Source organism: Oscillospiraceae bacterium, assembly GCA_015067255.1.
Classification (GTDB): Bacteria; Bacillota; Clostridia; order Oscillospirales; family SIG519; genus SIG519.
In genome coordinates this window covers 35,412-47,407 of the sequence record SVMS01000012.1, presented here as the reverse complement: position 1 = coordinate 47,407, position 11,996 = coordinate 35,412, and the positions used below count along the sequence as shown (strand labels likewise).

Sequence of the window (11,996 nt, the reverse complement as noted above, 5' to 3'; positions counted from 1 at the left end):
TCGTTTGGAGGCTTTCGCATAAGGTTTCTTATGTACCTGCCGTGTACTTTTCGTGTACTTCGGCAAAAAAAGAAACCCGAAAACCCTTGTAAAATAAGGGTTTTCGGGGTAGTGACTACTATTCCCATTCTATTGTGCCTGTGGGTTTTGGAGTTAAGTCAAAGAGGACACGGTTTACGCCTTTTACTTCGTTTATAATACGTGATGTGATATGGTTCAATAACTCAAAAGGTACGTTTTCTACAGTTGCTGTCATAGCATCTACTGTATTGACAGCACGGATAATTACGCACCATTCTTCACAGCGCTTATCGTTACGAACGCCGACACTCTTGATGTCGGGAATAGCGGTGAAATACTGCCATACTTTACCTTCTAATCCGTTTTTAGCAAATTCTTCACGCAAAATAGCATCGGATTCGCGGACAGCTTCCAAACGGTCGCGGGTGATTGCGCCTAAGCAACGAACACCTAAGCCGGGGCCGGGGAAGGGCTGACGGTAAACCATATTTGCGGGAAGACCGAGAGCATCTCCTACAGCGCGAACCTCATCTTTGAACAGAAGCTTTAAAGGCTCAACCAATTCAAAATTAAGGTCTTCGGGTAAGCCGCCTACGTTATGATGCTTCTTTACGCCGTCGCTTTCAATAATATCGGGGTAAATAGTACCTTGCGCCAAAAAGTCAACATCTGTTTGCTTGCGTGCCTCTTCCTCAAATACTCTTATAAACTCGGTACCTATAATAACACGCTTTTCTTCGGGATCACTGACACCCTTTAATTTATCTAAAAAGCGGTCAACAGCATCAACATAAATAAGGTTGGCATTCATTTGGTTTTTGAAAATTTCAACAACCTGCTCAGGCTCGCCTTTTCTCAAAAGACCGTGATTTACGTGAACGCATATAAGCTGTTTGCCTATTGCTTTTATAAGTAAAGCCGCAACAACAGACGAGTCAACACCGCCTGAAAGAGCCAGTAATACCTTTTTGTCTCCGACCTGCTTTTGAATTTCAGCAACCTGCTCATCAATAAAAGCTTTAGCTAAAGCAGGGGTGATAACACGCTCCATATTTTCCGGACGTTTGATACATTCCATAATAATTTCCTCCGTATATTTTAAATTTATTTTAAACTGTATATAATTAAATATTCTTTATTGAAATACGCAAGCCCGTATTTCCGTTTTTTCTGCCTTCAAGCAAAACTATGGAAGGCTCGGTTTTGCCGTTGGCAGTAACAAGAGTCATCTGCTTTGCTTCAATGTTAAAGGCTTTGCAAAGGTAAATAATTTCAGCGGCTCTTTCGGGCTTATGAACTATGCAAAATCTTCCGCCAAAGCGAAGTAACTCAGAAGCATTTTTAATTATGTCCTTAAGAGTACAGCGAATTTCAAAACGGGCAATATTTTTTGCTTCATCTGCACATTCTATCCCTGCGCCTTTTTGAGTATAGGGAGGGTTGCAGACAACTAAATCATAGCTTGCTTTGGGCATAGCTTTGAAATCAATGTTGCTGACATCGCCGTGAAAAATTCTAATATTTTCTTTAAGAGAATTGATAAGGACATTCCGTTGCGCTAAATCTACAGCCTGAGGATTGATTTCAATACCGGTTATATCAAGATTATCACAACGGGCAGTAAGCAATATGGGAATAATTGCGCTTCCTGTGCAAAAATCTGCAATTTTGTCATTAGGTTTGGGATTTGCAAATTGAGCAAGCAAAACAGAGTCTGTTCCGAATTTAAATCCGTCTTTATGCTGAATAAGCTTTAAGCCTTTAATATTAAGCTCTTCAACACTTTCTCCGTCCTTGAGAAAAATCTCCAAACCAATCGCCTCCCCAACAAAAATATTATTATTTAAGAATATACCAAAAGCCATTTATTGTCAATAGATTTTTACTAAAAAAGTATTGAAATAATCATTGTAGCTTAAAAGCAAATGAAGGATAAAATATTGACATATATTTATTGGTATGCTAAAATGTTCAAAGAAAAAAGCAATTAATTTAAGAGGTGTCAAGGCTTGAAAAATTACGTTGTTCAAATAATTGATAATAAAAAAATATCAGACAGACTTTTTGATTTAACCTTGCTTTGCCCTGAGCTTGCAAAGGAAGCAAAAGCAGGTCAGTTTGTTCATATCAAATGCGGGGGAGAAACTCTTTTAAGACGTCCCATAAGTATTTGTGATACAAATGAAGATACTTTGCGCCTTATAATCGAAATTAAAGGTGAAGGCACAAAGGTTTTATCAAAAATTCAAAAGGGAAAAAGCCTTGAGGTTATCGGACCTGTGGGCAACGGATTTTCTGATATAGACTTTAGCCAAAAGGTTGTTTTTGTAGGCGGCGGCTTAGGCTGTGTTCCTCTTTTGATGCATGCCAAAAAATACGGTAAAAACGCTTTGATTCTTGCAGGCTTCAGAGATAAAGAAAATATCTTCTTGACACAGGATTATGAAAAATACGGCTGTAAGGTTATAGTTGCAACGGATGACGGTTCTTTCGGGCATCACGGATACGTTACAGAGCTTTTGAAAAAAGAGCTTGAAAACGGCTGTAAAACAGTTTTTGCCTGCGGCCCTCATGTAATGCTTAAGGGCGTTGCTCAGCTAACTCAGAGTGAAGACGTATTTTGCGAAATATCTACGGAAGAAAGAATGGGCTGCGGTATAGGCGCTTGTCTTGTTTGCGCCTGTGAAACAAAATACGGCTTTAAGCACGTATGTAAAGACGGACCTGTTTTCAATTCGAAAAATTTAGTTTTCTAAAAAAATGACGGCAGACTAAAAAGTCTGTCGTCATTCTTTCATTGTCCGTTTAATTCTCTTAAATCAGCTATTTCAAAGCCTTTATTTCTCAGACCGTCAATAACGTCGCCCAAAATATCGGCATTTGTTTTTGAAACTGCGTGCAAAAGATAAATACAGCCGTCGTGAGCAGCATTGATTATTTTGTTTTTTGCATATACAGGGTCAGGCTGATTATCGGTTTCCCAATCCTTATAAGCAAAGCTCCAGAAAATACTTTTATAGCCTAATGATTGAGTTATCTTCAAGCTGCGATGAGAAAACTGTCCCATAGGAGGTCTGAAAAATACCATATCGTAATCGTATTCCTGCTTTATCAAATCGTGGACAAACATTATTTCATCAATAACACGCTGTTCGGATACAGTTGGTAATGATGGGTGCTTTTTAGTGTGGTTTCCTAAAATATGACCGTCTTCGACTATTTTTTTAACGATGTGCGGAGATGCTCTGTAATAGTCATAGGTAACAAAGAAAACGCCTATTGCATTTTTCTCGTTTAAGGTGTTAACTATTTTTTCGGTATATCCGTTTTCATAGCCTAAATCAAAGGTTAAATATACTTTTTTAGGAGCTGATGGAGCTATAAAGTACGCATCATACTGTCCGTATTGTTTTGCAAAATTCAAACAGTTCAAGGGCTGATTTTGAGCGTTTACATTGGTGCCCTGTCCCCAATCTCTTTTTGTGTTATCATATTGTGAAAATTGAGAGCTTTGAGGAGTTGAAGATGTTTGTGAGCTTGAGGATGCTTCAGAAGACATAACTTCGGAAGAAATTAAACTTTGTTGCGAAGAAATGATTTCTTGCTGAATTTGGCTTGAAGAAAAATCAGAAGAAGATAACGAATCCTCAGTTCTGTTACAGCCACATAGAAATAAAATTAAAATAATAGCTGTAATTGCAATTCTTTTCAAAAAATCAAAACCTTTCATTAAAAACATCTTTTTTCAGTATAGCTTTAAAATAAAATAAAGTCAATAATTTTAGTGGATTTTTAGAATATTATGTGCTAAAATATAATCAAATTAAAAATTTACTTTTGAAAGGAAAAATAAAATGAACGGATTAGGAAAAAAAGTTTGGTTAATTCCCGATTGCTTTATTCCTTCAAAGTCGACATCTCAGTTAAGCCACGATGCTATATGTGTGCTTAATACAGGAAAAATTGATGCAGTAATAAAGCTTACTCTTTATTTTGAAGATAAAGCTCCAATAAGAGATTATGAGGCTTTTTGCAAGGCTGACAGAACACATCATATAAGAATGGATAAAATACTCAGTAAAAGCGGAGAGCCTGTGCCAAGAGATGTTCCTTATGCAGCACTTGTTGAAAGCAATACGGAAATTGTTGTTCAGTACAGCAGATTAGATACATCAAGCAGTATGGCACTTATGACAACTATAGCATATCCTGTTGAATAGGGGGACATGGGTCTTGATATATATGGGAGTGGACTATGGCGATGCCAGAACAGGCATTGCCTCAACAGATGCAGGCGGAACTCTTGCCGTAACAAAGGGAAGCATAACTGAATATAACAAGCAAAAGCTTGCCCAAAAGCTATCTGATAAAATGAAAGAGCTCAACGCAGAAGCAATAGTAATGGGACTTCCTCTTAATATGAACGGAACAGAAGGGGAAAGAGCTTTAAAAACAAAAGAGCTTGCAAAAATACTCGAAGAAGAGTATAATTGTAAAGTGATTTTGTGGGATGAACGGTGTACAACTGTAATGGCTCATAATATTATGAATTTTACCGATACAAGAGGTAAAAAAAGAAAGCAGACGGTTGACAGCCTTTCAGCTGTTTTGATTTTGCAGTCATATATTGATTTTAAAAATAAAAATCTATAAAGGAGAAAAAATATGGATTTATCTGCATTACGTAATGTTTCTTACGGTCTTTATATCGTAGGTGTAAATTATGAGGGAAAAGAAACAGGCTGTGTAATCAATACCTGTATGCAGCTTACAAGTCAAAACCCTCTCTTTGCAATTTGTCTTAATAAGGATAATTATACTTATCAGGCTATTAAGCAAGCAGGTGTTTTCAGCCTTTCTATACTTTCTGAGCAAACAGAACCTTCCGTTATAGGAACTTTCGGATTTAAAAGCGGAAGAGATACAGATAAATTTGCACAGGTAAAAAGACAACAGCAGGACGGAACGCCTATACTTACTGAAAACGTTTGCGCAAATCTTATTTTAAAGGTTGAACAGATAATCGATGTAGAAACTCATTGTCTGATTACAGCAAGACTTGTAAATACTGTAACAGGGGACAGCAAAAATCCTATGACATATTCTTATTATCATAAGGTTATAAAAGGAAGCGCACCGAAGAGCGCACCCACATATCAAGAAAATGCTGTTGTGGAAAATGAAGACAGCGTTGAATATGTTTGCAGTGTCTGTGGATATGTTCATAAGGGAGAGCTTCCCGACGACTTTATATGCCCTATATGTAAAGTACCTAAAGAAAATTTCAGAAGAAAGTAGAAAAACTGCCCTGATTTTCAGGGCAGTTTTTTTAGAAGTTTATTGCAAACTGTTCTGCGGGTAATCCGTTTTTGTCAAAGAGGGAAACCTCGGGGAAATTTCCGTAAGCATATCTAATACCCTTAGGCTGAGCAACAGAGCTTGTAAGAACAAGAGTGTTTCCTTCAAGGGTTGCAGTAGCGGGATAGTATTTTCCCGAAGCATCTTTGATTTCAAACCCTGTTCCGTTAGTTACTGTTGTCCAGTCTTTTCCGCCCGGTGTTTTTTCAGTCTGGAAGAAAAGACCTTTGTCAACATTGGAAAGTGTTACTTTTACAGTGCTTCCGCTTACCTGATGTGATTTATAAACAGGATTTTTCTTAAACTGTGTCATTCCGTAGAAATCACGAAGTGTTGCGTGTGCGGCACGTACAGCTACAGGTTCTTTATCCTGTGGGTGACGGTCATCAAACTCACCGCAGTCTATATTTACGGAATATGTGCAGTTTTCGTTTGTGATTGCCGCTTTTTTCTGAAGTTCACGAAGGTCAAAACGGTTATCGTGTCCGTAACGGATCTCCTGAATTATTGTAAAGGTCATATCGTTGTTTTTGAAAACACGGCGCCAAGAGCTTACAAGAGTGCTGAGTGTCTCATCATAAGTAGTGTTACCCATATCTCCACCGCCCTGATACCAAAGCACTCCTCTAACGGTATATTTTCTCAAAGGATAAATCATTCCGTTGTACATTCTTGAGGCTATCAAACGCTGCTCAGGGTCATTTTTTTGATTGATTGGGTTAACTAAAATTGCATCGGACGCAGGTAACCACGAAGCCGCTAAGGTTCCACTCTCAGCGGATTGTATAATTCCTACAGGTACACCTGTCTGATTGTAAATTTCTCTTGCAAAGAGATAGCCGACAACAGAGAAGTGGTAGTATTGCTCTGTGCCCATAGTGCTTACCTGTACCCATTTGTCGTTTTGACCTGCACAGTCATCAAGGGCTTCTTTAGATGGGTTTGTCCAAACGTGGAAAAGACGGATATTGTCGGGAACAGGGGTATTTAAAAGAGTTTTATCCTTAAGCATTCCTATCCAGAAAATAATATTCGACTGCCCGGAACAGATATATACGTCGCCAACTAAAATGTTTTTAAGCTCTTTTGTAACACCGTTACAGGAAAGAGTCATATCATAGGGACCGCCTGCATTTCCTGTGTCTACCATTACTTCAAATTTACCTTTTTTACAATTGCCTGTAAATTTCTTGCCTCTGAAAGTTACCGTTACAGTACCGTCGGAGGTAAACTCACCCCAAACACGTACTTTTTCATTTCTTTGAAGCACCATATTGTCAGAAACCAATTTAGGAAAAGTAAAGGTGCCGTTTGCTGAAGGCGTTGAAGATGTGCTTGAAGAATTGTCAGAAACTGAAGAAGATGAGTTTGAAACTTCTGAGCCGACAGGAGTACTTTCATTTGAGTCTGTGGTAGAAGAACTGCTTTGCTCAGTATTTGAAATGTCTGATATATCCGAAGAGGCTAAGGAAGGATTTGCCTGCTTTCCTGCACAGCCGAAAAGAATTGTTGAAACAAGGAGAAGTGCGATTAAAATTAAACTTTCTTTCATTTTAAAACCACCTTTTTGCTTCTAATTATAAAAATAGATATGATAATTATATATCTATAATTATATAATACCTTTATATTTTTTCTTTGTAAAGAATTTTTTTTGCAACATTTTTTTATTTTCGAAACATTAAAACGAGGCTGTAATTTTTTACAGCCTCGTTTAGCCATTTTTTAGAAGTTTATTGCAAACTGTTCTGCGGGTAAGCCGTTTTTATCAAAGAGTGAAACCTCGGGGAAATTTCCGTAAGCATATCTGATACCCTTAGGTTGAGCAACAGAGCTTGTAAGAACAAGAGTGTTTCCATCAAGAGTTGCAGTAGCGGGAAAGTATTTTCCCGAAGCGTCTTTGATTTCAAAGCCTGTTCCGTTGGTTACTGTTGTCCAGTCTTTTCCACCAGGTGTTTTTTCTGTCTGGAAGAAAAGACCCTTGTCGATATTGGAAAATGTTACTTTTACAGTGCTTCCGCTTATCTGATGTGATTTATAAACAGGATTTTTCTTGTATTCAGTCTTTCCGTAGAAATCACGTAGGGTTGCCTGTGCCGCACGTACAGCGACAATTTCCTTATCCTGAGGATGAATATCATTAACCTCACCGCAATCTATAGTGACACAATAGGTGCAGTTTTGAATGGCAGTTGCTGCCTTTTTCTGAAGCTCACGAAGCTCAAACCAGTTTTGTTGTCCGTATCGGGGAAGCTGAACTATTGTAAAGGTCATCTTATCGTTGTTGAAAACACGGCGCCAGGAGCTTACAAAGACCTCAAGAGTTTTGTCATAGGTAGTGTTGCCCAAATCGCTTTCACCTTGATACCAAAGAACACCTTTGACTGTATATTTTCTTAAAGGATGCACCATTCCGTTATACATTCGGGAGGGTATTAAACGTTGAGCGGCATCTTGCGCCTGATTGATAGAGTTGACCTTGCTTACATCAGCTTGAGGCAACCACGAAGCCGCTAAGGTTGCGCCCTCTGCAGCCTGGATAATTCCTATGGGGACGCCTGTTTTTTCATGAAGCTCTCTTGCATAAAGATATCCGAGAGCTGAAAAGCTGTCATAATGTCCTACACCCATAGTGCTTGTCTGTACCCACATATCATATCTGCTTGTGCAATCCTCAAGAGGCTTTTCCGAAGGCTTTGTCCAAACGTGGAAAAGACGGATTTCATCGGGAACAGGAGTGTTTAAAAGAGTTTTATCCTTAAGTGCTCCTACTTGCATAAGAACGTTGGATTGTCCTGAGCAAATGTATACATCGCCGATTAAAATGTTTTTAAGCTGTTTTGTAACTCCGTTGCAGGAAAGAGTCATATCGTAGGGGCCGCCTGCATCTCCTGTTTTTACAGTTACTTCAAAGAAACCGTTTTTGCAAGTACCGGTAAAGCTCTTGCCGTTAAGGGATACTGTTACAGTGCCGTCAGAGGAAAACTCGCCCCAAACACGTACAGATGCATTTCTTTGAAGCACCATATTGTCAGCAACTAAACGGGGAAGAGTAAAAGCGCCGTTTGCTGATGGAATTGAAGATGTGCTTGAAGATGAATTTGAAACATCTGAGCTGACGGGAATACGGTCATTTGAAGCTGCGGAAGAACTGCTTTGGTTGGTATTTGAAGTGTCAGATATGTCTTGAGAAACAGGAATTCTTTCTAAAGAGGAGCCTGTTTGATTTCCTGTACAGCCTGCAAGAATTGCTAAAATAAGAAATGAAATTAAAATTAAGCTTTTTTTCATTTGTTACTCCTCCTTTATTTTTCCTGACTTATCTAATTCAACAAGAAAAGTATCTGCCGGCATAGAGTCTTTGTTATATAAAACAGCCATATCGGCACAGTAGTTTGCCCAAGCATAGCGCACAGAAACAGGCTTTATATTTTCATCGTAGGTTAAAACTACAGTGTTGCCGTCCAAATGAGCAGAAGCACCATACCAGGCACGGCCGTCGGGACTAATTTCAAAAGCAAGCTCAGCGTTGCCCTTGATAATCATTCCCTCGTCGTTTGAAAATGTCAGTCTTAGAGTGTTATCTTTAAACTCTGTTTTTTGCAAAACAGGGGAGTCGGGATATTTTCCGTTATAAAGAGCATTTAAGGTAGCGTATGCCGCACGTAATGCTACAGGCTCTTTGTCAAAAGGATGAATGTTATTTTTTTCACCTAAATCTATGTTTACAGATATAGTGCAGTTGTCAAGCTCCTCTGATACCTTTCTTTGCATAACTCTGATTTCGGGCCAGTTTTGTATCCAGGAGTCTCCGCAACCAACAAGCTCAATTATTGTAAAGGGAAGCTTAGGCTGTTCGAATTTTTCTCGCCAGCAATTTATCATTTCGGTAAGGAAAATGTCGTATTGATAGGACTGATTTTCACCCTGATACCAGATTACAGATTTAAAAGTACCCTTTAAAATAGGGGAGAGCATCGTATTATACATATGAGAAGCGGTACGTACCCAGTAATAGTCATTACGAGTTTCCTGATATATGGGCGGAAGCTGAGAGGCTTTTTCCTCCGGAAGCCAAGATGCGACAATGGTATCACCCGCAGCACAAACAACTATTCCGATAGGACATTTAAGCTCTTCAGCCATTTTTTCGGCAAAGTAATATCCTACGGCTGAAACATTGGGAAGAGAATCCTGCATATTAAGCCATACCATATCAGTATCTGTCATAGGAGTAGTTACGGGAGCTTTAAGCTGTAAAACAGGAACGGTGGCGACACGAACATCCCTTGAAGCCTGCTGAGGCGGTGTGGAAAACTCGGACAAGGTAAATTGCATATTTGATTGACCTGCGCAAAGGAAAACCTCGCCAAACCAAACGTCATTGATTGTCTTTTTCTCTTTTTGAGTATAAACAGTAATAGTGTTACCCTTTGAAGCTTCTTCGGTGCGAATTAACAGTTCAAAAGTGCCGTTTACACATTCTCCGTAATAAAAAGTATCATTTACACAAACGGCAACAGGGCAATCTTCGGTATAACTACCCCAGAATTTAATAACAGAATTTTGTTGTAAAACGGCTTTTTCGCCAATAAGATCGGGAATTTTTAAATCTTCACTTTCGGGAACAGAGGTGTTTACTGTAAAATTAGCTTTTGTTATAGGCTTTTTTTTAGAGTCTTTGCCTGCTGAACAGCCGCAAAGAGCACCTGCCGCAAAAATACCGGTAGCAAGAATAGTAGCGTAAAAAAGCTTATTTTTCATATTTAAAACCACCTTTCTATTTTTAATTATATCAAAAAAACAAAAAAGTTAAATACTGTAAATTATATTTATCTACAATATTTTATATTAAAATCAAATAATGAAAAAATAATATATTTATTTGTCAAACATACTTGAAATTAAGCTGATTTTAATATATAATACTAAGTTGAGAGAAAAAATAAAGAGGAGTTAAAAATGAGCAAGGTTGGTTTTGATAACGAAAAATATCTTACAATGCAATCGCAGCATATCAGAGAGCGTATTTCTCAGTTTGGCGGCAAGCTTTATCTTGAGTTTGGCGGCAAGCTGTTTGACGATTATCACGCTTCCCGTGTTTTGCCCGGTTTTCAGCCTGACAGTAAGCTTAAAATGCTTTTACAGCTTAAGGAACAGGTTGAGGTTGTTATTGTAATTAACTCTTCTGATATAGAAAAAAACAAGCTCAGAGGCGACTTGGGAATTACCTATGACCTGGATGTTATAAGACTTATTGACAGCTTCAGAAATGTAGGAATTTATGTAGGCAGTGTTGTTATAACCCAATTTAAAGGCCAGACAGTTGCAGAAGCTTTTCAAAAACGTTTGGAAAGCTTAGGTGTAAAAGTATACCGCCACTATCCGATAGACGGATACCCTTCTGATATTGCTAAAATAGTAAGTGATGACGGCTACGGAAAAAATGAGTATATAGAGACAACGAGAGACCTTGTGGTTGTTACAGCCCCAGGTCCCGGAAGCGGAAAAATGGCTACATGTCTTTCTCAGCTTTATCACGAGCATAAGCGTAATATTAAAGCGGGCTATGCAAAATTCGAAACCTTTCCTATTTGGAATTTGCCTTTACAGCATCCTGTAAATCTTGCATATGAAGCGGCAACAGCGGACCTTAACGATGTCAATATGATAGACCCGTTTCACTTGGAGGCTTATGGACAAACAACAGTAAATTACAATAGAGACGTAGAAATTTTCCCTGTTGTAAAAGCTATGTTTGAAAAAATTACAGGAACCTGTCCTTATAAATCGCCTACCGATATGGGAGTAAATATGGCGGGTAACTGTATAATAGATGATAATCTTGTTATGCAGGCATCTAAACAGGAGATTTTGCGCCGTTATTATGTGGCTCTTTGTGATCAGAAAAAAGGCTTGATTGACCAAGAGGTTGTATATAAATTAGAGCTTCTTATGAAAAAAGCTTCAATTACTGTTTATGACAGAAAGGTTATCGCACCTGCTTTGCAAAAATCAGCTTTGACGGGAGCACCCGCAGCGGCAATGCAGTTAAAGGACGGTACTATTGTAACAGGAAAAACCTCTTCCTTGTTAGGCGCTTCCTCAGCGTTACTTTTAAATGCACTTAAAGCTCTTGCGGGTCTTGATGATGAGCTTCATCTTATTTCTCCTGTTATTATTGAGCCTATACAGCATTTAAAGGTTGACCATTTGGGCAACAGAAACCCAAGATTGCATACAGACGAGGCGTTGGTTGCACTTTCAATTTGTGCGGCAACAGACCCTAAAGCAGAGCTTGCTATGGAGCAGCTTTCAAAGCTTCGAGGCTGTGAAGTTCATTCGTCGGTTATTCTTTCCTCGGTAGATGAAAACGTTTTCAAACGTTTAGGTGTAAATTTAACCTGCGAACCCTCGTTCAGACATTCATCTGCAAAAATATAATATTACTTTCGATGAAGCTTTCAGGTAAAACTGAAAGCTGAGAAAACTCTGGAGAATTTCGATTTTTCGAATGCCGAAGGTGCAAGGCTTAAAAGCTGAATCTCTCAGGCAAAAAGACAGAGATGTAAAATATATAACTGTCTTTTTTTCTGAGTTGATATATTATTTTATTT

The 11,996-nt window shown here is 38.5% G+C and carries 11 protein-coding genes and 1 riboswitch; of the genes, 5 read left to right on the top strand and 6 right to left on the bottom strand.

Annotated features, from left to right (window positions below; translation table 11 throughout):
• Positions 1-118: 118 nt before the first annotated feature.
• Together guaA and E7480_04245 are read right to left on the bottom strand one after the other, a co-directional pair.
• Positions 119-1,099 carry a glutamine-hydrolyzing GMP synthase gene (gene guaA, locus E7480_04250; protein MBE6903802.1) on the bottom strand — a complete coding sequence of 327 codons (981 nt, stop codon included), beginning with the start codon at positions 1,097-1,099 and terminating at the stop codon, positions 119-121.
• Positions 1,100-1,145: 46 nt separating this feature from the next.
• Complete coding sequence (locus tag E7480_04245) at positions 1,146-1,886, bottom strand: methyltransferase domain-containing protein (protein MBE6903801.1); 741 nt, start codon at positions 1,884-1,886, stop codon at positions 1,146-1,148.
• A 144-nt stretch (positions 1,887-2,030) separates the two neighbouring features.
• Here E7480_04245 and E7480_04240 point away from each other — a divergent pair, with 144 nt between their 5' ends.
• Positions 2,031-2,777: a dihydroorotate dehydrogenase electron transfer subunit gene (locus tag E7480_04240; protein ID MBE6903800.1), complete on the top strand. Its 747-nt coding sequence runs from the start codon at positions 2,031-2,033 to the stop codon at positions 2,775-2,777.
• 38 nt (positions 2,778-2,815) lie between these two features.
• Here the strand turns inward: E7480_04240 and E7480_04235 are convergent, their stop codons facing one another.
• Positions 2,816-3,760 carry a polysaccharide deacetylase gene (locus E7480_04235; GenBank protein ID MBE6903799.1) on the bottom strand — a complete coding sequence of 315 codons (945 nt, stop codon included), beginning with the start codon at positions 3,758-3,760 and terminating at the stop codon, positions 2,816-2,818.
• A gap of 115 nt (positions 3,761-3,875) precedes the next feature.
• On the opposite strand from E7480_04235, the gene E7480_04230 reads away from it, so the two are divergent.
• Genes E7480_04230 through E7480_04220 form a run of 3 tightly spaced genes read left to right on the top strand, consistent with a single transcriptional unit; the run spans position 3,876 to position 5,319 of the window.
• Positions 3,876-4,241: a hypothetical protein gene (locus tag E7480_04230; protein ID MBE6903798.1), complete on the top strand. Its 366-nt coding sequence runs from the start codon at positions 3,876-3,878 to the stop codon at positions 4,239-4,241.
• Between the two features lie 13 nt (positions 4,242-4,254).
• Positions 4,255-4,674, top strand: coding sequence for a Holliday junction resolvase RuvX (gene ruvX, locus E7480_04225; protein ID MBE6903797.1), 420 nt, complete (start codon positions 4,255-4,257; stop codon positions 4,672-4,674).
• A gap of 12 nt (positions 4,675-4,686) precedes the next feature.
• Positions 4,687-5,319 carry a hypothetical protein gene (locus E7480_04220; protein ID MBE6903796.1) on the top strand — a complete coding sequence of 211 codons (633 nt, stop codon included), beginning with the start codon at positions 4,687-4,689 and terminating at the stop codon, positions 5,317-5,319.
• Positions 5,320-5,350: 31 nt separating this feature from the next.
• On the opposite strand, the gene E7480_04215 is transcribed toward E7480_04220, so the two are convergent.
• The 3 genes from E7480_04215 to E7480_04205 form a co-directional block, all read right to left on the bottom strand.
• Positions 5,351-6,931, bottom strand: a complete 1,581-nt coding sequence (locus E7480_04215) for a sialate O-acetylesterase (protein MBE6903795.1) — start codon at positions 6,929-6,931, stop codon at positions 5,351-5,353.
• 173 nt (positions 6,932-7,104) lie between these two features.
• Positions 7,105-8,670 carry a sialate O-acetylesterase gene (locus E7480_04210; GenBank protein ID MBE6903794.1) on the bottom strand — a complete coding sequence of 522 codons (1,566 nt, stop codon included), beginning with the start codon at positions 8,668-8,670 and terminating at the stop codon, positions 7,105-7,107.
• Between the two features lie 3 nt (positions 8,671-8,673).
• Entirely contained in the window at positions 8,674-10,143 is a 1,470-nt protein-coding gene (locus E7480_04205) for a sialate O-acetylesterase (GenBank protein ID MBE6903793.1), read from the bottom strand.
• A 198-nt stretch (positions 10,144-10,341) separates the two neighbouring features.
• Between E7480_04205 and E7480_04200 the strand changes: the two genes are divergently transcribed.
• Positions 10,342-11,823 carry a DUF1846 domain-containing protein gene (locus tag E7480_04200; GenBank protein ID MBE6903792.1) on the top strand — a complete coding sequence of 494 codons (1,482 nt, stop codon included), beginning with the start codon at positions 10,342-10,344 and terminating at the stop codon, positions 11,821-11,823.
• A 38-nt stretch (positions 11,824-11,861) separates the two neighbouring features.
• Positions 11,862-11,953: riboswitch (glycine riboswitch) on the top strand.
• The last annotated feature ends 43 nt before the right edge of the window (positions 11,954-11,996 follow it).